General features: G+C 71.1%; 25 protein-coding genes and 1 pseudogene. 8 read left to right on the top strand and 18 right to left on the bottom strand.

The features are described 5' to 3' along the window. Positions 1-17: 17 nt before the first annotated feature. Positions 18-491 carry a hypothetical protein gene (locus ACGFJ7_RS40485; RefSeq protein ID WP_392647257.1) on the bottom strand — a complete coding sequence of 158 codons (474 nt, stop codon included), beginning with the start codon at positions 489-491 and terminating at the stop codon, positions 18-20. A 204-nt stretch (positions 492-695) separates the two neighbouring features. Here ACGFJ7_RS40485 and ACGFJ7_RS40480 point away from each other — a divergent pair, with 204 nt between their 5' ends. Both ACGFJ7_RS40480 and ACGFJ7_RS40475 read left to right on the top strand, forming a co-directional pair. Continuing rightward, complete coding sequence (locus tag ACGFJ7_RS40480; protein WP_360254525.1) at positions 696-1,433, top strand: ABC transporter ATP-binding protein; 738 nt, start codon at positions 696-698, stop codon at positions 1,431-1,433. Next, positions 1,433-3,961, top strand: coding sequence for an ABC transporter permease (locus ACGFJ7_RS40475; RefSeq protein WP_392647254.1), 2,529 nt, complete (start codon positions 1,433-1,435; stop codon positions 3,959-3,961). Before ACGFJ7_RS40480 ends, ACGFJ7_RS40475 begins: the two co-directional genes overlap by 1 nt. On the opposite strand, the gene ACGFJ7_RS40470 is transcribed toward ACGFJ7_RS40475, so the two are convergent. After that, on the bottom strand, positions 3,930-4,592 hold the full coding sequence (locus ACGFJ7_RS40470) for an HAD family phosphatase (RefSeq protein ID WP_360254521.1): 663 nt from the start codon (positions 4,590-4,592) through the stop codon (positions 3,930-3,932). The two genes, ACGFJ7_RS40475 and ACGFJ7_RS40470, sit on opposite strands and share 32 nt — an antisense overlap. Positions 4,593-4,688: 96 nt before the next feature. Here ACGFJ7_RS40470 and ACGFJ7_RS40465 point away from each other — a divergent pair, with 96 nt between their 5' ends. Continuing rightward, positions 4,689-5,411, top strand: a complete 723-nt coding sequence (locus tag ACGFJ7_RS40465; protein ID WP_360254519.1) for a DUF2071 domain-containing protein — start codon at positions 4,689-4,691, stop codon at positions 5,409-5,411. Here ACGFJ7_RS40465 and ACGFJ7_RS40460 read toward each other — a convergent pair. Further along, a complete protein-coding gene (locus ACGFJ7_RS40460; protein WP_392647252.1) occupies positions 5,380-6,186 on the bottom strand; it encodes a class I SAM-dependent methyltransferase in 807 nt (268 codons plus the stop codon). The genes ACGFJ7_RS40465 and ACGFJ7_RS40460 overlap by 32 nt on opposite strands. Positions 6,187-6,304: 118 nt before the next feature. Here ACGFJ7_RS40460 and ACGFJ7_RS40455 point away from each other — a divergent pair, with 118 nt between their 5' ends. Continuing rightward, the gene (locus ACGFJ7_RS40455) at positions 6,305-6,559 is read left to right on the top strand and encodes a YggT family protein (RefSeq protein ID WP_245923074.1); all 255 of its coding nucleotides are present in this window, start codon (positions 6,305-6,307) and stop codon (positions 6,557-6,559) included. On the opposite strand, the gene ACGFJ7_RS40450 is transcribed toward ACGFJ7_RS40455, so the two are convergent. From ACGFJ7_RS40450 to ACGFJ7_RS40435, 4 genes are all read right to left on the bottom strand, one after another. Further along, positions 6,552-7,301: a hypothetical protein gene (locus tag ACGFJ7_RS40450; protein ID WP_392647249.1), complete on the bottom strand. Its 750-nt coding sequence runs from the start codon at positions 7,299-7,301 to the stop codon at positions 6,552-6,554. The two genes, ACGFJ7_RS40455 and ACGFJ7_RS40450, sit on opposite strands and share 8 nt — an antisense overlap. Positions 7,302-7,324: 23 nt before the next feature. Next, the gene (locus ACGFJ7_RS40445; protein ID WP_360254511.1) at positions 7,325-8,032 is read right to left on the bottom strand and encodes an SDR family oxidoreductase; all 708 of its coding nucleotides are present in this window, start codon (positions 8,030-8,032) and stop codon (positions 7,325-7,327) included. 9 nt (positions 8,033-8,041) lie between these two features. Next, positions 8,042-8,908 (bottom strand): helix-turn-helix domain-containing protein, encoded by an 867-nt coding sequence (locus tag ACGFJ7_RS40440; RefSeq protein ID WP_392647247.1) that lies wholly within the window; start codon positions 8,906-8,908, stop codon positions 8,042-8,044. A 704-nt stretch (positions 8,909-9,612) separates the two neighbouring features. After that, positions 9,613-10,185, bottom strand: coding sequence for a phosphoribosyltransferase family protein (locus ACGFJ7_RS40435; protein WP_360254505.1), 573 nt, complete (start codon positions 10,183-10,185; stop codon positions 9,613-9,615). 100 nt (positions 10,186-10,285) lie between these two features. Between ACGFJ7_RS40435 and ACGFJ7_RS40430 the strand changes: the two genes are divergently transcribed. Continuing rightward, the gene (locus tag ACGFJ7_RS40430; RefSeq protein WP_360254503.1) at positions 10,286-11,056 is read left to right on the top strand and encodes a CDP-alcohol phosphatidyltransferase family protein; all 771 of its coding nucleotides are present in this window, start codon (positions 10,286-10,288) and stop codon (positions 11,054-11,056) included. Here the strand turns inward: ACGFJ7_RS40430 and ACGFJ7_RS40425 are convergent. Next, positions 11,019-11,438 carry a GNAT family N-acetyltransferase gene (locus ACGFJ7_RS40425; RefSeq protein ID WP_360254788.1) on the bottom strand — a complete coding sequence of 140 codons (420 nt, stop codon included), beginning with the start codon at positions 11,436-11,438 and terminating at the stop codon, positions 11,019-11,021. The two genes, ACGFJ7_RS40430 and ACGFJ7_RS40425, sit on opposite strands and share 38 nt — an antisense overlap. A gap of 28 nt (positions 11,439-11,466) precedes the next feature. Here ACGFJ7_RS40425 and ACGFJ7_RS40420 point away from each other — a divergent pair, with 28 nt between their 5' ends. The 3 genes from ACGFJ7_RS40420 to ACGFJ7_RS40410 all read left to right on the top strand — a co-directional run bounded on the left by ACGFJ7_RS40420 (position 11,467) and on the right by ACGFJ7_RS40410 (position 14,048). Beyond that, entirely contained in the window at positions 11,467-12,048 is a 582-nt protein-coding gene (locus ACGFJ7_RS40420; protein WP_392647245.1) for a hypothetical protein, read from the top strand. 126 nt (positions 12,049-12,174) lie between these two features. Next, positions 12,175-13,044: a PAC2 family protein gene (locus ACGFJ7_RS40415; protein WP_360254499.1), complete on the top strand. Its 870-nt coding sequence runs from the start codon at positions 12,175-12,177 to the stop codon at positions 13,042-13,044. 212 nt (positions 13,045-13,256) lie between these two features. Then, positions 13,257-14,048, top strand: a complete 792-nt coding sequence (locus tag ACGFJ7_RS40410) for a GntR family transcriptional regulator (RefSeq protein ID WP_392647242.1) — start codon at positions 13,257-13,259, stop codon at positions 14,046-14,048. On the opposite strand, the gene ACGFJ7_RS40405 is transcribed toward ACGFJ7_RS40410, so the two are convergent. The 10 genes and pseudogenes from ACGFJ7_RS40405 to ACGFJ7_RS40360 form a co-directional block, all read right to left on the bottom strand. Beyond that, positions 14,045-14,278 (bottom strand): helix-turn-helix transcriptional regulator, encoded by a 234-nt coding sequence (locus tag ACGFJ7_RS40405; RefSeq protein ID WP_392647240.1) that lies wholly within the window; start codon positions 14,276-14,278, stop codon positions 14,045-14,047. The genes ACGFJ7_RS40410 and ACGFJ7_RS40405 overlap by 4 nt on opposite strands. Next, the gene (locus ACGFJ7_RS40400) at positions 14,278-14,679 is read right to left on the bottom strand and encodes a hypothetical protein (RefSeq protein ID WP_392647237.1); all 402 of its coding nucleotides are present in this window, start codon (positions 14,677-14,679) and stop codon (positions 14,278-14,280) included. The genes ACGFJ7_RS40405 and ACGFJ7_RS40400 overlap by 1 nt, the downstream gene beginning before the upstream one ends. Before the next feature lie 160 nt (positions 14,680-14,839). After that, a pseudogene (locus ACGFJ7_RS40395) lies at positions 14,840-15,063 on the bottom strand (transposase); the annotation flags it as partial. 305 nt (positions 15,064-15,368) lie between these two features. Further along, positions 15,369-15,686, bottom strand: a complete 318-nt coding sequence (locus ACGFJ7_RS40390) for a hypothetical protein (protein WP_360254489.1) — start codon at positions 15,684-15,686, stop codon at positions 15,369-15,371. A 240-nt stretch (positions 15,687-15,926) separates the two neighbouring features. After that, on the bottom strand, positions 15,927-16,286 hold the full coding sequence (locus ACGFJ7_RS40385) for a VOC family protein (protein WP_360254487.1): 360 nt from the start codon (positions 16,284-16,286) through the stop codon (positions 15,927-15,929). A gap of 58 nt (positions 16,287-16,344) precedes the next feature. Further along, the gene (mshC, locus tag ACGFJ7_RS40380; RefSeq protein WP_360254485.1) at positions 16,345-17,586 is read right to left on the bottom strand and encodes a cysteine--1-D-myo-inosityl 2-amino-2-deoxy-alpha-D-glucopyranoside ligase; all 1,242 of its coding nucleotides are present in this window, start codon (positions 17,584-17,586) and stop codon (positions 16,345-16,347) included. Positions 17,587-17,637: 51 nt separating this feature from the next. Next, the gene (locus ACGFJ7_RS40375) at positions 17,638-18,453 is read right to left on the bottom strand and encodes an SCO1664 family protein (RefSeq protein WP_360254483.1); all 816 of its coding nucleotides are present in this window, start codon (positions 18,451-18,453) and stop codon (positions 17,638-17,640) included. Beyond that, entirely contained in the window at positions 18,450-19,061 is a 612-nt protein-coding gene (locus tag ACGFJ7_RS40370; protein ID WP_360254481.1) for a DUF3090 domain-containing protein, read from the bottom strand. The genes ACGFJ7_RS40375 and ACGFJ7_RS40370 overlap by 4 nt, the downstream gene beginning before the upstream one ends. Before the next feature lie 112 nt (positions 19,062-19,173). Further along, complete coding sequence (locus ACGFJ7_RS40365) at positions 19,174-19,848, bottom strand: histidine phosphatase family protein (protein WP_392647234.1); 675 nt, start codon at positions 19,846-19,848, stop codon at positions 19,174-19,176. Beyond that, positions 19,848-20,900: an LLM class F420-dependent oxidoreductase gene (locus ACGFJ7_RS40360; protein WP_360254477.1), complete on the bottom strand. Its 1,053-nt coding sequence runs from the start codon at positions 20,898-20,900 to the stop codon at positions 19,848-19,850. Before ACGFJ7_RS40360 ends, ACGFJ7_RS40365 begins: the two co-directional genes overlap by 1 nt. Positions 20,901-20,954: the final 54 nt, after the last annotated feature.

The following is a 20,954-nucleotide window of genomic DNA, read 5'->3' as shown; positions in this document are numbered from 1 at the left end:
TCTCCTGATAGAGGGGGTCAGGCCTGGAAGTAGCCGGTGATGCGCTTCGAGCTGCGCGTTTGAGGAACCGCCGGGCCGTTGACGGCCGCGGTGACCGCGCGCACGAGCCACGCGTTGACCGAGATGCCCTCGGCCGCGGCCGTCTGCTCGACGTGGGTCTTGAGGGCTTCCGGCATGCGCAGCGTGAGCCGGGTGAGGTCGCCGCCGTCGACCGGCGGCGGCGGGGGCGCGGCCGGCGGCGTGAAGTCGGCGTGCTGGGTGACGACCAGGTCGGCCTCGCGGCCGCGTAACCGCACCTCGACGGTCGCGTCCCGCAGCCGGGTGGTGATCTCGGCGGCGGCGTCGGCCAGCGCCTCGAGCAGGGCCAGCCGGGCCGACGGTTCGAGCGAGTGGCCGAGCAGTTCGGCCGCGCGGGTGGTCTCGGGTCCGCCCGGGGCGGCGGCCGCGGCCAGGTCCGCCCGGAGGGTCTCGAGATACGGCGTCAGGTCCATGTCGCCACTATGACGTCATGAGTGACGTCAGTCAAGCGTCATCAGTGACATCTCAGGGACCACCCTGATGTCACCTACGGAATTCCCGTACCGAAATCTCCGCGTCCCGATACGACCCTGGGCTGACGTTTCCGCCCCGGTGCGCCGAAACACTGAGTCGGCCGGCCGGGGACTCGCCCCGGCCGGACCAAAGGGGGCACGGCAATGGACACATCGGTGGCGGCGCGCGCCGAGGAAGTGTGGAAGGTCTACGGCACCGAGGAGGCGCGCGTGGTCGCCCTGCGCGGCGTCAGCGCTAGCTTCGCCCGGGGCCGGTTCACGGCCATCATGGGCCCGTCCGGCAGCGGCAAGTCGACGCTGATGCACTGCCTGGCCGGCCTGGACACGGTCACCCGGGGCACGGTGCGCATCGGCGACACGGAGGTGACCGGGCTCGGCGACAAGGCGCTGACCCGGCTGCGCCGTGACCGGGTCGGCTTCATCTTCCAGCAGTTCAACCTGTTGCCGACGCTGACCGCGGCCGAGAACATCCGGCTGCCCATGGACATCGCGGGCCGCAAGCCCGACCCGCGGTGGTGGGACACCGTGATCGAGACGGTCGGCCTCAAGGACCGTCTGGGCCACCGGCCGAGCCAGCTTTCCGGCGGTCAGCAGCAGCGCGTCGCGTGCGCGCGGGCGCTGGTCAGCCGCCCCGACGTGATCTTCGCGGACGAGCCGACCGGCAACCTCGACTCGAAGTCGGGCGCCGAGATCCTGTCGTTCCTGCGGGACAGCGTGCGCGAGCACGGGCAGACCATCGTCATGGTCACCCACGACCCGGTCGCCGCCAGCTACACCGACCGGGTGGTCTTCCTGGCCGACGGCGAGATCGTGGCCGAGCTCGACGACCCGACCCCGGAGACGGTGCTCGAGGCGATGAAGTCCGGGGAGGTGCTGGTCTGATGCTGCGCGCGACGCTGAAAAGCTTGCTGGCGCGCAAGCTGCGGCTGGTGCTCTCCGGCCTGGCCGTGGTGCTCGGCGTCATGTTCGTCTCCGGCGCCTTCGTCACCACTGACACGCTTGGGCGTACGTTCGACAACCTGTTCACCGAGGGCTACGCGACCACCGACGTGGCCGTGACCGCGAAGCCGAAGGTCGCCGTGGCCGAGATGGACGGCGAAGAGGTGCCCACGCCGCTCAAGGCCTCCGTCGTCGACCAGGTGGCCAAGGTCGAGGGCGTCAAGGAGGCGATCGGCATGGTGGGCGCCGACGGCGCCCGGGTGATCGGCTCGGACGGCAAGGTGGTGACCAGCTTCGGCCCGCCGCGGATCGGCGCCAACTGGACCGGCCTCGACGCGATCATGGAGATGCGCCAGGGCCGCGGCCCGACGGCCGACACCGAGATCGCGGTCAACGCCGAGGTCGCCAAGGCCGCCAACATCAAGGTCGGCGACCGGGTGGCGGTGCTGACCCAGCTGCCGAAGCAGACGTTCACACTGGTCGGCGTCTGGGGCTACACCGACGACCGCGACTCGATCGGCGGCGTGCAGGAGGTCGCCTTCACCACCCCGGTCGCGCAACGCTCCATGCTGGGCCAGACGGGCGTTTTCACCCAGGTCACCGTACGGGTCGACGGCGGCCGGACGCCGGCGGCGGTGCGTGACCGGATCGCCGGGCAACTCGGCGACGCGTACGAGGTCAAGACCGGCAAGCAACTGGCGGAGGAGAGCTCGGCCGGGTTCAAGGACGCGCTCAGCTTCTTCAACAACATCCTGCTCGGCTTCGCCGGGGTGGCGCTGTTCGTCGGCATCTTCCTGATCCTCAACACGTTCTCGATCATCGTGGCCCAGCGGACCAAGGAGCTGGCCCTGATGCGGGCGCTCGGCGCCAGCCGCCGCCAGGTGATCAACTCGGTGCTGACCGAGGCTGTGGCGATCGGCCTGATCGCCGCGGTGCTCGGCCTCGGCGCCGGTATCGGGGTGGGCGCGCTGCTGGTCTGGCTGTTCGGCCGGATGAGCGGCGGCATGGACCCGGCCACGGTCGGCGTGCCCCTGGCCGCGGTGCTCAGCGCGCTGATCGTCGGTGTGGTCGTGACCGTGGTGGCGGCGGTGCTGCCGGCGCTGCGGGCGTCGCGGATCGCCCCGGTCGCGGCGATGCAGGACGTGGCCACGCCCGACCGGCCGCTGACCAAGGTCACGGTGGCCGGCGCGATCGTCGGGGCGGCCGGGGCGGCACTGCTCGGCGTGGGCCTGTACGGGGCGAGCTCGCTGCTGCTGATCCTGGCCGGCGTGCTGGTCACGTTCATCGGGATCGCGCTGCTCACCCCGCTCATCTCGAAGCCGGTGGTGGCCCTGCTGGGCCGGCTGTTCTCGTGGTCGGTGCCGGGCCGGCTGGGCCGGCTCAACTCGGGGCGCAACCCCCGCCGTACGGCCATCACCGCAGCCGCTCTCATGGTCGGCATCGCCCTGGTCACCGGCGTCACCGTGATCATGGACTCGGCCAAGCAGAGCCTGACCGCGCAGGCCGAGGACACCATCAAGGCGCAGATCGTCGTCTCGGGCGAGCAGAACGGCCCCCGGCCGCCGACGTTCGACGAGACCGTGCTGACCAAGGCGCAGCAGATATCGGGGGTGCGCTCGGTCGCGGGGGTCTGGAGCGACCAGGCTGTCATCGACGGCGAACGGACGTACGTCAATGCCACGGATGATCTGGCCAAGCTGGCCGACACCTTCGGGACGCCGGGGCTGACCACGCTGCGCGGCGACCAGATGGCCGTCAGCGTCGAGGAGGCCAAGGACCACGGCTGGACGGTGGGCAGCGTCCACGAGGTGCAGCTGCCCCGCGGCGAACTGCACAAATACACGATTGCGGCGACATACGACGAGGACCGGATGCCCGGCAGCTACCTGCTCGCGGCCGCCGCGACCAAGGAGTTCGGGCTCGTCCAGCCGGAGATCGGATTCGTCCGGCTCGACGACGGCGTCGCCGTCGAGCAGGTGCTGCCGCAGGTCAAGCAGCTGGTGGCGGACAGTCCGGAGGTCAACGCGACCGACCGCAGCGCCTTCATCGCGCAGCAGAGCGGCGACTTCGACACGGTCATCACGATGGTGCAGGTGCTGCTGGGCCTGGCGATCCTCATCGCCGTGCTCGGGGTGGTGAACACTCTGGCGCTGAGCGTGCTCGAGCGTACCCGGGAACTCGGTCTTCTCCGGGCCGTCGGCCTGGGAAGGGCGCAGACCATGCGCATGGTCACCGTCGAGTCGGTGGTGATCTCGGTGTTCGGCGCCCTGCTCGGCGTGGTGGTCGGCGCCGGGCTGGGCACCGCGGTGGTCCGCGCCCTCGACGGCGAGGGCATCACGGACCTGGTCCTGCCGTGGGACCGGATGGGCCTGTACCTGGGCCTGGCCGCCCTGGTCGGCGTGCTGGCGGCGGTGCTGCCGTCGATCCGCGCGGCCCGGCTCAACGTTCTCGCGGCGATAGCCCACGATTGACGAGCAGGCTCGCCAGGTAGTCGGGGTCCACACCCACCAGCGAGGTGCGCAGGTGGACCCCGTCGGTGGGCGGCAGCTCCAGTTCCGCCGGCACGGCCAGCACGGCCGCCCCCGAGGCAAGCGCGCTGGCCACGCCGGCCGGCGAGTCCTCGATGGCGACGCAGTCCTCGATCGGCACGCCGAGCAGGGTGGCGGCGGTCCGGTACGGCTCGGGGTCGGGCTTGGGCATGCTGACCTCGTCGCCGACCACCACGACGTCGAAGTTCTCGGCGCCGAGGGTCTTGAGGGCGACCTCGACCAGGCGGCGGCCGGTCGAGGTGACCAGCGCCGTGGGCAGCCCGGCCAGGCGTACGGCCTGAAGCAACTCCATCGCGCCCGGGCGCCACACCAGGCCCTCGCCGAACAGCTCGAAGACGCGGTCGGTCAGCCACTCGACGTCGGGCGCCTCGGGCCGGTCGGGCTGGCCCAGATCCGCACGCAGGATCCGCATGCTGTTGGCCATGCTGCTGCCGATCATCGCGTGCCGCGCCTCGGGGGACAGCGTCCCGCCGGCGTGCGCGGCCAGCTCGTGCAGCGCGATCTCCCACACCTTCTCGCTGTCCACCAGCGTGCCGTCCATGTCGAAGAGCACCGCTGCGGGTCGTCGCGCGTTCAGGATGAGCCCCTATCCGTGTGTGCCGTCACTGCCGGCCCATTGTCCCTTCACCTGCGGCGTAGCGTCTGGCTCATGAGAGACGTCTCACTGGAGCCGGTCACCGCGACCACGCCCCGGCCGGTGCGGCCGGCCCTGCTCGGCCAGCGCTGGGCCTCGGTGGCGTTCCTGCATTGGCCGCTGGACCCGGCGCTGGCCGCGCCCCTGCTCCCGGCGGGCACGATGCCCGACACCTTCGACGGGGTCACCTACGTCGGGCTGATCGGCTTCCGGATGGAGGACGTTCTGCACGCCCCCTACTTCGGTAGGTTCCCGGAGACGAACGTCCGTCTCTACTCTGTGGATTCGCAGGGCCGACGGGGTGTCGTCTTCCTCTCCATGGAGGCGTCGCGCCTCGTTCCGGTCCTCATCGCGCGGGCCACGCTCGGTCTGCCGTACCGGTGGGCCCGCATGCGGCTGACCAGAGAGGGGGACCATGTCACGTATTCGACGCGGCGCCGCTGGGGTGCCCGCGCGGGCAGCGACATGACGATCCGGGTCGGTTCACCGGTGACCGATCCGACACCGCTGGAGCTGTTCCTGACCGCGCGCTGGGGGCTGCACACGCGCGCCCGCTATCTGTCGAACGAGCATCCCCCTTGGCCGCTGCATCGGGCCTCGGTGGTCTCGCTGGCGGACGGGCTCGTGGCGGCCGCCGGCCTGCCGGCGCCGGCAGGCCCGCCCGTCAGTGTGCTCTACTCCCCTGGGGTCCCGGCCGTCTTCGGCCCTACCGCTTCCGGACGAGCGCGACGTCGGTGACGACCAGGAACGTGATGTGGCCGCCGTGCTGCTCGATGGCGGACGCGGTGTCGGCCAGGGCGGCCTCGGCCGCGGCCGGTTCGAGGATCCGGTACATCGAGACGGTGCTCAGGTAGTCGCGGTAGGCCCGCGCGTCGTAGGTCAGCGTCCGCTCGTAGCGGCGGATCTCGGGGGCGGTGAAGCGCTCGTCGGTGAGGCCGGCCGATGGCAGCTCCTGCTCGAACTCGGCGCGCATGGCGTTCTCCGTGCCCGCGCTCTCCGTGCCCGCGTTTTCCGTGGCCGGGAACCGGTGGCTGGTGTCCTCGACGAGGCCGTGCCGGGCGTCGACCTCGGCCAGCGCCGCGTGCAGGGCCGGGTCGGCGACCAGGAAGAGGTTCCAGAACGGCGCGAAGAGGCCGCCGGTCGCCAGCGCGCCCAGGGCCAGATCGGCGCGCCGGGCCGGGTCGACCCAGTGCCAGGCCTGGGCGCTGAAGACCAGTCCGTACGGCCGGTCGGGCCGCCACTCCTCCAGCGACGACTCGACCACTGTCACGCCGGGCACGTTGCGCCGCAGCACCCGTGCCATTCGGGCGTCCGGCTCGACGCAGGTCAGGTCGACGCCGGGCCGGGCGAACAGCGCGGTCGCCTTGCCGGTGCCCGCGCCGACCTCCAGCACCGGGCCGGGGGCCGCCTCGGCCAGCAGATCGTCGGCCAGCTGCCGGGGATAACCGGGCCGTACCCGGTCGTACTCGTCGGCCGCCTCGCCGAAGACCGTTCGCCGTTCACGCACGCTCATGGGGCCACAACCTAACCGCTCAGAGGGCGCACAGCGATCCCACAGTTTTCCGACGCACAGTAGGTGCACCAACCCATCCGGTTACTGGAGGTTCCTCGTGGGTGCTGTCCTCGCCATCGTGAGCCTGGTGCTCCTGCTGGTGCAGCTGCTGCTTGTGGCCCGGGCGGTGCTCGACTGGAGTGTCGTCCTGGCCGGCCCGTCCGCGCCCGGCGGTCTGCGCTCGCGCCTGACCAGCGGCGTGTTCAACCTGACCGAGCCGATCCTGGCGCCCGTCCGGCGGGTCGTTCCGCCGATCCGCGCCGGTGGCATGTCCATCGACCTGGCCTTCATCATCGTGTTCTTCGCCATCGTGCTGATCCGGTCGTTCATCTGACCTCGGGCGGGCCCATGTGCTGGACCCATAGGTTCTCCTCGACATAGACGCCGCGGTCCTGCCCGACGTCGACGCGCACCAGGTTGAGGGCGTCGGGCACCACGTAGTCGTACGTGACGGGAAAGACCATGCCGGTCCAGCTCTCCCACTCCGCCACGGTGCCCGCGATCACCATCGACTCGGTCGCGGGTCCCAGGATCCGGGCGCCCATCCGCTGGTGCGTCCGGATCCACGGGTCGATCGACAGGCCGTCGGCCCGCGTCCACGACGCGTACTCGGACATCGGCACCGTCGGATAGCGGTGTTTCCAGGTCGGCCGCAAAGGCGCGATCACATGCACCAGACCTTTGCTGTACGCCCGTCGGGTGAGCTCCCGGAGCACGACGGCCGCCAGGCCGCGCTTGTCGTGCGCCGACCCGACCGCCGCCGCCATGAAACTCAGCGTCGTCGCCTCCCGGCCGCCCTCGTGCCCCTCGACCGCGCGCACCAGCGCGCCGTCGTAGCCGGACGGCAGGTCGGCCACGGTGCCGTCCCAGGCCAGCGGGACACCCCAGCCGCCGGCCACCACCGCGCCGTCGTCGTCGAGCGCCATCACGTCGAAGAAGCTGAAGTGCTCCTCGACGCGGGCGAGATACTTCTTGGGTACGTCGTCGTGGAAGATGAACTCCGGCCAGCGCTCGCGGAAGACCGTCGCGGCCTCCTCCTGCAGCTCCGGGTGATCGACGCGCGTCACGATCTTCACCCCCGCGAGGGTAGACGCTCCGCTCACAGGAAGAGACCCCCTGTAGCGCGGATGTTCTGCCCGGTGACCCAGCCCCCGTCCGCCGACGCCAGGAAGGCCACCACGGCGGCCACGTCGTCCGGCCGCCCGAGACGCCGCAGCGAGGTCAGCTCGGCCGTCCGCGCCAGCACCTCGGCCGAGTTCGCGCCGCGTAGCAGGTCGGTGTCGGTGGCACCCGGCGACACCGTGTTGACGGTGATACCGCGGGGCCCGAGCTCCTTGGCCGCGACCACGGTGATCTGCTCGAGCGCGCCCTTGGTGGCGCAGTAGAGCGCCAGTCCCGGCGCCGCGACCAGGGTGTTGAGGGTGGAGATGGTGATGATCCGGCCACCGTCGCGCAGCAGCGGAATCGCCTCGCGGATGGCCAGCAGCGGAAACTTCACGTTCACCAGGAACGCCCGGTCGATGTCGTCCCCGCCCAGCTCCCCGATCGGCGCCGCCGCCACGATCGCCGCGTTGGCGACGAGAATGTCCAGCCCGTCGCGCACCGGCTCGAACATCGCCGCCAGGTTGCCGAGGTCCTCCTGATCGGCCCGTACGGCCACGGCACCGGCCACCTCCTCGGCCGCCGCTCGATTCTCCTTGTACGTGAACACCACGCGGGCCCCCGCCGCGGCGAGCCGCTTCACGATCGCCCGCCCGATCCCCCGCGACCCACCGGTCACCAGCGCCGTCTTTCCCCTCAGAGTCATGCCCGCACGCTAGGGAGCCGGCCGCCCACCGGTCTTGAACAATCGCGCACCGGCCTCCTCGAACAGCACCCGCAGCTCCCCCGGCGTGACCCCGGCCAGCACCCGCATCTCCCGCGTGAGATGCGACTGGTCGGCATACCCGTTGCCGGCCGCCACCGCGGCCGGCGCCGCCCCACCGCCGAGCTGCACGGCCGCCCGCTGAAACCGCGCGATCCGCGCCACCTGCCCCGGCGACAGCCCGACGTCCCGCCGAAACTCGCGCTCCAGCCGCCGCCGGCCCAGTCCCACTTCCCCGGCGACAGCCTCGACCCGCGGCGCCCCGGCCTCCTGCAACCGCCGCCAGGCCCACACCACCGCCGGATCCGGCCCCGCAGCCCTCGGCGCGGGAACAGCGGACGAGCCCTGCGCGGGTGCTTCGAGGCCGAGCGCGCCACCCAGGATCAGGTCGAGCAGTTCGCACCGGGCCGCCCAGTCCGGTGCGGCGGCCAGCCGCGACGGTAGCCGCGTGGCGTTCGGGCCCATCAGCTCCGACAGGGCCACCGTTTCACCGGCCAGCTCACCCATCGGCACGCCGAGGAGGGCGGCCACCCCGGCCGGGGTGAGCCCGACCGACACGCCATGGCCCCACGTGGTGTCGCCGTCGGTCGTATGCTCCGACCGCGGGCCCGTGACCAGCCCCGACGCCGACCCGAAGTCGATGATCAGCGTTGCCGAGGACACCGCCAGCAGCCGGTGCGCGATCGGCGCGCGGGCGCCGGACCGAAACCCGGAGTACCCGATCACATGCCCACGCAGCCGGCAGTCCGGCCGTCCCACGGCAACTTCGCAGGCCGCGACCGGCACCCCCACCGGCACCGAATGCACCTGCTCCCGCATCCACCCAGCTTCCCCGCCCCACCGCCCCCACACCAGCGCCGCGGACCACGCCTCGCCGCCCGAGTTCCCCGCCCGAAGCGCGCCCTCGACCGCCACGGCGACGCTGGGCCGCCCGCTCGCTTCGTCGCGCGGAGCGCCGCCTGCCAGCTATCGCCTTCGCCGACGCGCGAGACGGCGAGGTACAGACCCGGGAGTGGACTCGGGCCAGCCATGCAAAGGTGGCGTCAGGCTGCCGGAGGCAAAAGCGGCGTTAGGCAGGCCGAAGGCAGAAACAGCGTCAAGCGGGCTAAAGGGCGTCAAGCGGGCCAAAGGCAGAAACGGCGTTAGGCAGGCCGGAGGCAGAAGGGATGTCCGGATGGGCTGATGAAGACGCGGCCGCCCTGGTGCGTGGCGAGGTCGGCGTCGTCCAAGGGGCGCACTCGGCGGGCGCCGGACTGGCGGGCCGCGCTGTCCGCCGCTCGACCACGCCGCCGTCGGCACGGGCATGGCCGAAGCGCTCGAGAGCATCATGACCACCGACTCGCCGGTCTTCGAGGACGCCCGCACGCGGATGGCCGGGTCTCTCGATCAGCTGCTCGCCGGCCGGGACGGCCGTGGGCACCGTCCGCGGCGACGTCACCGGGCGCACCCTCCTGCGCGCGATGGGCGGCGTCTGCGAGATGCGCGCCGTCGACGGCTGGCAGCGGAAGCCCGGCTGATCACCACTATCCTCTTCGACGGCCTGCGGCATGGCGCGCCTGCGGGGCAAGAATCGCGGCGCAGCGCAGGTTCCGGTAGCGGCCCTCGTGGTCCAGGCCGTAACCCACGATGAGGCCGGGGCCCACGTCGAAGCCCACATAGGTCGGGGTGTCGGCGAAGCGGGCCGTTTCCGGTTTGCGGAGCAGAGCGCAGACCGAGAGCGACCGCGGGGCGCGCTGGGCCAGGTTGGCGATCAGCCAGGTCATGGTGAGGCCGGTGTCGATGACGCCGTCGAGGATGACCACGTCGCGGTCGCGGATGTCGACGTCGAGGTCCTTGAGGAGGCGGACGGAGCCGGAGGCACGATTGCGGGTGCTGTACGACTTGACGGCCATCCAGCCGATCTCGGCCTGGGCCGGGTAGGCGCGGGCCAGGTCGACGGTGAAGGTGGCGGCGCCGCCCAGCACACCGACCAGGACGGGGACGCTGTCGGCGTAGCGGGCGTGCAGGTCGGTGGCGAGCGCGGCGACCCGGGCGAGGATCTGCTCCTCGGTCAGGATCACCGCTTCGAGATCGCCGGCGACGTGGATGGCCTCCACCGTTAGTACTCCCGGGTGCTTGAGGATCTTTGTCTGTCCAGGACGATTCAGGTTCTAGTAAGGTCCGCGAGGTCCGAAATTCACTTTCTGGGGCGGCAGCATGGGGCGGCACTACACCCTCGACGAGATCCGGTCGCGCACCTACAAGGAGAAGGACGCGTGGTGGACCGTGCTGCTGGTCGACCCGCTCGCGGCGCGGCTCGTCAAGCTGGTGGCCCCTTTCCGCTCGGTCACGCCGAACCGGCTGACCGTCCTGGCCTTCGTGGTCGGGCTCGGCGCGGCGTTGTGCTTCTGGCGTGCAAGCTACCCGTGGCTGCTCGCCGGCGCGCTGCTGTTCCACCTCAGCTTCGTCCTGGACTGCATGGACGGCAAGATCGCGCGGCTGCGCGACGAGTCGTCGCCGTTCGGCTCGTGGCTCGACTACGTGTTCGACCGGCTGCGGGTGCTGGCGTGCGCGGTCGGCCTGTTCGGCGGGCAGTACGAGGCGACGCGCGACTTCACGTACATCTGGCTGGCCGGCCTGGTGATCTTCCTGGACATGTTCCGGTACCTGAACGCCCTGCAGATGGGGAAGGTGCGGGCCGAGGTCGGCGCCCCGGACCCGGTCGTGGTGGTGGACGCGCCGGTCGGCGCCACGGTGGCGCCCCGCTGGTGGAGGTACCGCAACATGCTCGTCGGCCGCCGCATCCGGCCGCACCTGTTCAGCGGCATCGAGTTCATGATGTTCGTCTTCATCGTCGGGCCGGTTCTGCACCAGGTCGTCGCGCTGACCGTGGTGTCGGCGCTGCTGATGCTCGCGTTCGAGCTGCTGCTGATCTACCGGCTGTACAACTTCACCCGAGCACATCGTCCATCACTGTCACCTCTGTGACCGCCGCGAAGCCGCTGGCCGCGTAAAGGTCGATCGCCCGGCTGTTGGCGGTCTCGGTCTGCAGCGACAGCCGGTGCGCGCCGCCGGCCCGGGCCTCCTGTTCGACGGCGGCCAGCAACGCCCGGGCCAGCCCTTGCCGGCGGGCCGCCGGGCGGACATAAAGATCTCGGATCAGCCAGACCGTACGCAGGGTCAGGGCCGCCGGCACCACCGCCACCGTGCAGATCGCGTCGCCGGCCACCCAGACCTTCATCCGCCCCGAGTCGACCTGTTCCCCCAGCCAGGCCTCCACCGCCTCCGGCGCCGGGTTGGCCCCGTAGTGCTGCCGGTACTCGTCGAGCACCCTCGCCGCCTCGCCGTACGGCGGCCCGGTCAGTCGCATCACGCCCACCCACCCATAATCGCCCGCTATGTCCCGAAAGATCGGTCATAATTCGAGCGTGGCGCACATCGACGAAGTGCTCGGACCGGACGACGACACGCTGACGTTCTTCCAGCCCCGGGCCCACGTCTTCGTCACCATGCTCTGGGTCGTGGCCGCGGTCTGGGTCACCACGCTCGGCCTGTTCACCGTGCTGCGGCTCGCCCTGGGCGCCACCCTCACGGTCGGCGACCTGGTCGTGACCGTGGAGCTGGCGCTGATCGTCCCGGTGGTCACCTCGGCCCTGATCATGCTGCTGGTGTGGCGCCGTCTCGGCTGGCTGCACACCTCGATGCGGGGCCTCGACTTCGCGGCCACCGGACGCCGCCCCGTCCACCTGCCCTGGGCCGGCGTCGACACGGTCGCCCTGCGCTACCGGGGCCCGTTCGCCGAGCTGATCGTCACCCCGCGCGACGGCGAGTTCGCCCAGGAACTCGACGGCCCCGGCCGCGCGCCCCGCACCCGCCGCCGCGACGGCCGCGTGGCGTATCTGGTCGACGTCGGTCTCATGTCGCCGGGCCCGGACGTGCTGATCACCGAACTGCACCGCCGCATCCCCGCCAAAGTTTGACCGAGCCAGGCCATACGAAATAAGCATGTTTTGGCGTTTTAGAGGCGGAATGTTCCGGCGCTGAGCGTGACACTGCGGCGGCGCGGCCGACGGGTGGTGTGGTGCGGGCGCAAGTAGGCTTTGGCTATGACTGAGTTCGACGGCCTTCCGCTGCTCCGCTCCCCCGTGGCTATCGCCGCCTTCGAGGGCTGGAACGATGCTGCGGACGCATCGACCGCGGCCGTGGAACACCTCGAGCAGGTGTGGCAGGCCCGCGAGATCTCCACCATCGACCCGGAGGACTTCTACGACTTCCAGGTGAGCCGGCCCACCGTCACGATGTCCGACGGCGAGACCCGCAAGATCGAGTGGCCGACGACGCGGTTCACCGTGGCCAGCCCGCCCGGCAGCGACCGCGACGTGGTGCTGATCCGCGGCATCGAGCCGAGCATGCGCTGGCGCACCTTCTGCGAGCAGATCCTCGAGGTCTGCCACAGCCTCGAGGTCACCCGGATCGTGCTGCTGGGCGCGCTGCTCGCCGACGTGCCCTACACCAGGCCCCTGCCGATCAGCGGCTCCGCCACCGACAAGGGCGCGGCCGAGAAGTACAAGGTGGCCCCCACCCGCTACGACGGGCCCACCGGCATCGTCGGCGTCCTGCAGGAAGCGGCCGGCCGCGCCGAGCTCGACGCGCTGAGCTTCTGGGTGCACGTGCCGCACTACGCCAACAACCCGCCCTGCCCCAAGGCGACGCTGGCCCTGCTGAGCCGCCTCGAGGACGTGCTCGACCTGCCGGTGCCCATGACCGACCTGGCCGAGGAGGCCGACGAGTGGGAGAAGCGCGTCCGCGCCGCCGCCGAGCAGGACGCCGAGCTGGGTGAGTACGTCCGCGAGCTCGAGGAACGCGTCGGCGACGAGGGCATCCAGCCCCTGACCGGCGACGAGATCGCCAGCGAGTTCGAGAAGTACCTGCGCCGCCGCGGCGGCTCGGCCGGCCCCACCGCCGGTTCCTGGTAACGGTTTTCCGAGCGCCACCACTCACGCACGTCGCCGTGGTGGGCCGAGCGTCCTGGGCGCGCCAGCGCCCAGCTCGGCCCGCCGCGGCCCTCGACGGGAGTTACGGTCCGTACGCCCCACCCCGCTACGACATTCTTATGCTTCCCGGCGTGTCGCTCCGGGCATGTCGCACCCTCTTGTGCATCCTAGGAACCTAGGGTTAGGAGGTCGGCATGACGATCAATCCCGGCGCCGCGGAGTTCCCTCACCGGCAGATCGCCGCCCAGCTGCGGGAACGCATTCGGAGCGGCGACTGGCAACCCGGCGAGCGGCTGCCCTCCATCCCGGCCATGGCGGAGATGTTCGGCGTGGCCAAGCAGACCGTGCAGCGGACCGTCGACCAGCTGCGGGTCGAAGGCATTCTGATCACAAAACCGGGTTCCGGTACGTACGTACGCGGCACCCGCCGCCGCCTCAACCGCCTGTCCCGCGGCCGCTACGGCGCCCACCGCGGCTACCACGCCGACCTGGCCGCCCGGTACCGCCAGCAGCTCGTCAGCGTCGGCCGCGAACCGGCCCCGCCCGAGGTGGCCGACGCGTTCGGGGTCCGGGACGGGACGGAGATGCTGGTCCGCCGCCACATCGTCAAGACGGACGACGCCACGGTGGAGCTGGGCGCCTCGTGGTTCCGCGTCACCGACGCGAGCGGCACGTCGCTGGAGCGCGCGGAGGCGTTCGGCCGGCCCCTCTACCAGGAGGCCGAGGACGTTCTGAGCAAGCGGTACGCCTCGGCGACCGACACGATCAGCGCCCGCCAGCCGAGCCGCGACGAGGCCGAGATCCTGCAGATCCGCCCCGACACGCCAGTGCTGCACCTGCTGCATGTCGCCTTCGACGAATCGCGCAAGCCGATCGAGGTGGCGCAGGCGACATGGCCGGGCCCGATGACCACGCTCACCGAGGAGTACAAGATTCCCGCCCCGATGCCGGAGCCGGAGCCCGGGCCGGGCCTGGCCCTGACTTAGGCGTCGCCGCCACCGTGGCCGGGGGTCAGGACTTCGGACGGCGCCGGGGTGAAGATGTCCTCGATGCGGCAGCCGAAGACCTGGGCCAGTCCGAAGGCGACGGACAGGCTCGGATCGTACTTGCCGGTCTCGATCGAGTTGACAGTTTGGCGGGACACGCCAAGCTTCTCGGCCAGGGCTTCCTGCGTCCACCGCCGCTCGGCCCGCAGCACCCGAAGGCAATTGCGCATCAGCGGTACCGCTCCTGGCGGGTAGCCTGCGCCACGGTCCAGGCGAGCAGCCCGAAGAGCAGCACCCAGGGACCTTTGAGCGCGGGCACGTCGGCGAACGAGTCCACAATGCTGTAGGTCAGAGCCGCGCCCACGGTAGCCCAGAAGGCCAGAGCGGACGATTCAACAGCGACGGTACGCTCGACGCCCTCCCGCCGCAGAGCCGCCCGCCCCACGACAAGCGCAACCACCAAAAACCCAACGGCCGCCACCCCGGCGACAGCCGCCGCAACCCAGCCCTCGGCTTCCTCGGCGATCAGCGTGCGCGCTACAGCGCCGGCGATGCCGGCCACCCAGGTGGCGCTGCCCGCCCAGACGGCGACGGCTTCTGTCCGCGTCAGTTCCGACCTTCGATCAGCCATGCCTCCGACTGTCGCGCTTCCTTGTCATGATGTCAAGCGTCCTTGTCTTTTCGTCGGGCGTTCTTGACATCGCCACAGGCGCGGTCGATGTGGAGGCGAGCGTCCCGGTCCGCGCCGGCGCAGGGGCTGGCCGGGATCAGGTCGCGGCCCATGTAGCGGCGGCGCCGACGAGACGGATGACCGCGGACCGGTTCCGGGAGGATGCCGATGACGTCGGCGCGGCGGCGGATCTCTGTGTGCAGGCGTGCCTGCGGGTCGTTCGACCAGATCCGACGGCAGAGTTCACGCGGGAACGCGGTAAAGGCGAGCAGGCCGGCGCGGGCGTTCGTCGAGGTGTTCGGCGGCGTCGCGCGGACGTGGGAACTTGACCCCGACCGCGACCAGGCCAGGCACGTCGGTTCGCAGACGAACACATAGGGGCCGGTTGCGGAACGCTTCGGCCTGGGCGCCCACACGCGGGGCCGGCGCGCGCCCTGAGAGCGGAGGGCGACTGGGGCCGGCAGCTGGAGCACCACGCGGCAACACGGGAGGCGGCGGAGTCCACATAGCTCGGCAGCTGTCAGGGGGCGGTTCGAAGGCGCGGGGCGACGCCGCGGAAGAGCGGGTGGGAAACGAGAAACCCGAGGTGTCCACACCGGACACCTCGGGTTCTAGTCAGCGGCGGCTGGCGCCGGTGAGGTTGTGGCTGGTCAGCCGAAGATGCCGCCGTTGCCGAGGACGCCGAGGCCCAGGCCCTGGTTCTTCTCGCCGTTCGGGCTGAGCAGGTTCACGAGGCTGACCTGGGTGTACTCGTCGTTGTCCTCGTTGTTCAGGCGGTAGTCGAGGTCGTAGTTCAGCGAACGGTAGTCGTAGTCGAAGTCGACGTCGTTGTCGTCGCCGTACGGGTTGTGGGCGACAACGGCAGCGTGGCTGTCGTGGGAGGCAGCGGCGGAGGCGGGACCCGCGAAGGCGAGGCTCGCACCGGCGGCCAGCAGAAGACCACCAACGTACATGACCGGACGACGCATGGTATTTCCTTTCGGACGATTGTTTGACCACCGAAAGTCTGGCCCTTTTGTGACCAAAATGTGGCTGATTTCGGATAGGTCCGACCGACCGCGTACAAAATCGCTGAACCGCCCAGTAACCCAAGATCACGGTCTAGGGTCCTCGCGGGGGCGCTCCACATTCGAGCGCGGGCGAACGGTGTGCTGAGCGCTCCCCGTGGTACGGGCCGGGCCGGAGACCGCGACACGCCGAGAAAAATCTCAGAGCCGCTTGGTCAGGTTGAGCATGTTGCCGTCGGGGTCGAGGACGTGGGCCACCCGCTGACCCCACGGCATGTCGTTGGCATCGGACGGAGCGGAGCCGCCGGCCAGCTCGACCGCCGGGAGCAGCGCGTCGACGTCGGCCACCTCGGCGCTCAGGATGATCCGCACCGGCGCCCCGGTTTCGGTGCTGTCGCGTTGGGCGAGGCCGAGTGTGGTCTCGCCGATCCGCAACTCGACGTAGAACTCGGGGCCCTCGTCGGGGAAGCGAAGGGTCTCCGTCGCGCCGAGCACCTTCTCGTAGAAGGCGCGCAGCCGGGGCAGATCGGGCGTGCTGGCGATGGGCTGGATCGAGGTCATGCCCGGTAGACCGCCCGGCCCGCCGAAACTCATCGGAGGGCCGGGGCCGGGAACCGCCTCAGAGTTTGACGCCGAGCAGAGCGTCGACGGTGCGGGACATCAGGGCGGGCGCCTGCTCGTCGTCACCGGCCGAGGACAGGGCGGCCTCGGCCCACGCGTCGACCAGCGCCAGCGCGGCCGGGGCGTCCAAGTCGTTGGACAGGCTCTCGCGGACGGCCGCCAGCAGGCCCTCCCCCGACGGGCCGGACGGCGCGGCCGCCGCCGCGCGCCAGCGGGCCAGGCGTTCCTCGGCGGTCTTCAGCACCTCGTCGGTCCACTCGCGGTCGGTGCGGTAATGACCCGAGAGCAGGCCCAGGCGTACGGCCATCGGGTCGACGCCGTCGCCGCGCAGGCGGGAGACGAAGACCAGGTTGCCCTTGGACTTCGACATCTTCTCGCCCGCGAGGCCGATCATGCCGGCGTGCACGTAGTGGGCGGCGAACGGCTCGGCGCCGGTCAGGGTCTCGGCGTGGGCGGCCGAGCACTCGTGGTGGGGGTAGATCAGGTCGTTGCCGCCGCCCTGCACGTCGATGGTGTCGCCGAGCAGGTTGAGGGCGATGGTGGCGCACTCGATGTGCCAGCCGGGGCGGCCGGGGCCGAGGTCGCCGCCGTCCCAGGCGGGTTCGCCGTCGCGGGCGCCGCGCCACAGCAGCGGGTCGAGCGGGTCGCGCTTGCCGGCCCGGTCGGGGTCGCCGCCGCGCTCGGCCGACAGCACGGTCATCTCGTCGCGGCTCAGCGACGACTCGTAGCCGAAACGCGGGGCCGCGGCCACCGAGAAGTAGACGTCGCCGGTGCCGTCGTCGAGCGTGTAGGCCGCGCCCGCGGTGATCAGCGAGTTGACGTGCTCGACGATCGACGGGATGGACTCGACGGCGCCCACGTAGTGCGCCGGCGGGATGATCCGCAGCGCCTCCATGTCCTCGCGGAACAGGGCCGTCTCGCGCATGCCGAGGACGACCCAGTCCTCGCCGTCACGCGCGGCCCGCTCGAGCAGCGGGTCGTCGATGTCAGTCACGTTCTGCACGTACGTCACGTCGTGGCCGTTGTCGCGCCACAGGCGGTTGACCAGGTCGAACGTGATCATCGTGGCGGCGTGGCCCAGGTGGGTGGCGTCGTACGGGGTGATGCCGCAGACGTACATCGTCGCCGCGTCGCCGGTGGGCAGCGACGGCTCCACCGAGCGGCGGGCCGAGTCGTACAGGCGAGGCGGCTGCCCCGATCCGGGCAGGGTCGGCACATCGTGCCCGGTCCAAGCGTCCATGGTTCTGAAGCCTATCCAGCTGGTAGGAACAAAGGCGGCGACCGTGACTTACTACACGGGCGGCCAGGGGATCGCCGGCCAGTCCTGCGGCGGCTGCGGGAACCGGCCGGCGCGCAGCAGGCGCTTGGCGCGCAGGCGTACGTGCTGCACCTCGGAGATCGTGAGGTGTTCCTCCAGGCTCGCGCCCAGTTCGCCGTCGAGCTTGGCGATCAGCTCGGGCAACACCGTGGCGGCCTCGTCGATCAGCGGCTTGCCGGTCCAGCCCCACAGGACCGTCCGCAGCTTGTTCTCCACGTGGAACGAGACGCCGTGGTCGACGCCGTGCACCGAGCCGGTGGCCGGGTAGAGCACGTGGCCGCCCTTGCGGTCGGCGTTGTTGATCACCGCGTCGAACACGGCCAGCCGGGCCAGCCGCGGGTCGTCGGCGTGGGCCAGCGCGTACGCGTCGCCGTCCTCGTCGCGGGCGTTGGCCACCGCCAGCCAGCCCTCGGGAACGTCGTACGCCGGCACGAAGCCGATCAGCGATTCCGCCGTCTCGGGCTCGTCGATCCACAGCTGGAGGGCGCCCGGCCCGAGCGGGCCGTCACGCAGGATCGTCGGCGGCACCACGTCCCAGCCGGTGGCCTGGGACACCAGGTACGCCGACACCTCGCGCCCGGCCAGCGTGCCGTCCGGGAAGTCCCACAGCGGTTTCTCGCCGCGCACCGGCTTGTACACACAGCGGCGGGTCAGCCCGGACAGCGTGATCTCGGCCCGCAGCGTCGTGTTCGACGCGTCGACGAGCCGTCCCTCGATCTCCATCTCGCCGCGGGCGAGCAGTTCGAGGGCGTCACTCTCGGCAAGCGCCGCCGCGGGCTCAGCCGTCACCGGTGGTAGCCGTTGTGCCGGGGGCAGAGGTGGCCGGCCGGGTCGAGCGGCTGGCCGCAGAGCGGGCACGGCGGGCGGCCGGCGTTCACCACGCGGCGGGCCCGGTCGATGAACGCGCGGGTCGCCTCGGGGGTCAGCCGGACCCGGAGCCGGTCGAGGTCGTCGTCGGGCTCGTCGTCCTCGTCGTCCTCGACATCGGCGTCGTCCTCGTCGGGGTCGTCGTCGTCGGGGTCGCCGCCGAGCTCGATCTCGACCTCGGACTCACCCGCCTCGATGGCCTCGATCACCACAGTGCTCGTGTCGACGTCGAAGGCGAGCCCGAGCGTGCCGACGCGGAACTCCTCGTCGACCGGGGTGTCGAGGGGTTCGTTGTCGTGCCCGGCCAGCATGGCCGTCTCGGGCAGCGAGACACCGAAGCGTTTGTTCGCCTCGACGAGCAGTTCCTCGAGCTTCTCGGCGAGCAACGACACCTGGACCTTCTCCAGCGCAACGCTGATCACCCGGCCGCCACCGCGGGCCTGGAGGAAGAACGTCCGGTCACCCGGCTCGCCCACCGTCCCGGCCACGAACCGCTCCGGCGGCTCGAAGGAGTGCACCTGGTGGGTCATGACGACAACCCTATCCACCGTCGGCGGCCCTCGCGCATCCCCACGGGGCCGGGTTCGCCCACGGCGCAACGCACACCAGCCAGCGGTAACCCGCCGGTCACACTGTGCTCTCCTAGACCCCTGCTCCGGCCCCGCCGCCGACGGCGGCGTCCGAGGCGACAGCCGCTTGCGGCACGAGCGACGACAGATCCGACGTGTCGTTGACGCGCACGACGAAGGGCCGTGTCGGGGTGTACCTGATCACGCTCACCGAGGCCGGGTCGGCCACGATGCGCTGGAACTGGTCGAGGTGCAGGCCGAGCGCGTCCGCCACGATGGCCTTGATCACATCACCGTGGCTGCACACCACCCACAGCGCCTCGGGCCCGTGCTCGGCCGTCACCCGGGCGTCCCACTTGCGGACGCCCGCGACCGCGCGCGTCGACATGGCGGCCATCGCCTCCCCGTTCGGGAAGACCGCGGCGCTGGGATGCTGCTGCACCACCGGCCACAGCTCCTGTTTGGCCAGCTCCTTCAGCGGCCGCCCCTCCCAGTCGCCGTAGCCGCACTCGGTGAAGGCCTCGTCCACCACCGGCGTGGCCCCGGGCAGGGCCAGCTCGACGGTGGTCCGGCAGCGGATGAGCGGGCTGGTGACCACCGCCGCGAGCGGCAGCGCCCGCAGCCGCTCACCGGCCCGCTCGGCCTGGCGGCGGCCGGTGTCGTCGAGCTCCACCGGCAGCCGCCCGGCCAGTTCACCGGTGGCGTTGGCGGTCGTACGCCCGTGCCGGAGCAGCAGAACGGTGGCCACTACTCGGCCACGCCGGACTCTTCGTACGCCTCGGCGACGATCCGGAGGGTGTCGATGCCGCTCTTGAGGTCGCCCACGTACGGGCTGATCGAGAGCGTGCCCACGCCGGCCGCGGCGTACTGCCGGATCCGCTCCTTGACCTGGATCTTGTTGCCCAGGATCGAGGTGCGCTCGATGAACTCCTGCGGGACGGCCTCGGCCGCCTCGGCCTTCTTGCCGCTGAGGTACAGATCTTGCACCTTGGCCGCCTCGTCGGCGTACCCCATACGTACGGCAAGCTGGTTGTAGAAGTTCTGCTCCCGGCTGCCCATGCCGCCCACGTAGAGCGAGGCGTAGGGCCGCACGACGTCGGCACACCAGGCCACGTTGTCGCCGAGCACCACCGGCACCGTCGGCGCCACGTCGAAACCGGTCAGGCCCAGGCCCTTCTTGGCCCGGCCCCGCTCGATGTGCTGCAGGTACTCCCCCGCCGCGTCCGGCGCGAAGAAGATGGCCAGCCAGCCGTCGGCGATCTCGCCGGCCAGCTCCAGGTTCTTCGGCCCGACGGCGGCCAGGTAGATCGGGATCGCCTCGCGCGGCGGGTGGAAGCCCAGCCGCAGCGCCTTGCCCGGCCCGTCCGGCAACGGCAGCGTGTAGTGCTCGCCCTGATACGACACCGGCTGCCGGGCGATCGCCATTTTCACGATCTCGACATATTCCCGGGTACGGGCGAGGGGCTTGCCGAAACGCACGCCGTGCCACCCCTCGGACACCTGCGGGCCCGAGACGCCCAGGCCGAGCCGGAACCGGCCGCCGGAGAGCGTGTCGATGGTCGCGGCCGTCATCGCGGTCATGGCCGGGGTGCGGGCCGGGATCTGCATGACGGCCGCGCCGAGGTCGATCTGCTGGGTCTGCCCGGCGATCCAGGAGAGCATGCTGACCGTGTCCGAGCCGTACGCCTCGGCCGACCAGGCGACGGCGTAGCCCAGCCGGTCCGCCTCCTGCGCCATCGCCAGATGGTCCTGCGGTGTGCTCCACGCCGATTGATAGCCGAGGCTCAGTCCCAGACGCACGTGCGCTCCCCTTCGTTTCAGCTGATCGCAGCCTAATGGCCCACCCTGAGTGAT

The sequence above is a fragment of the Actinoplanes sp. NPDC048988 genome (assembly GCF_043197815.1).
Classification (GTDB): Bacteria; Actinomycetota; Actinomycetes; order Mycobacteriales; family Micromonosporaceae; genus Actinoplanes.
This window is presented reverse-complemented; position numbering and strand designations above follow the sequence as displayed.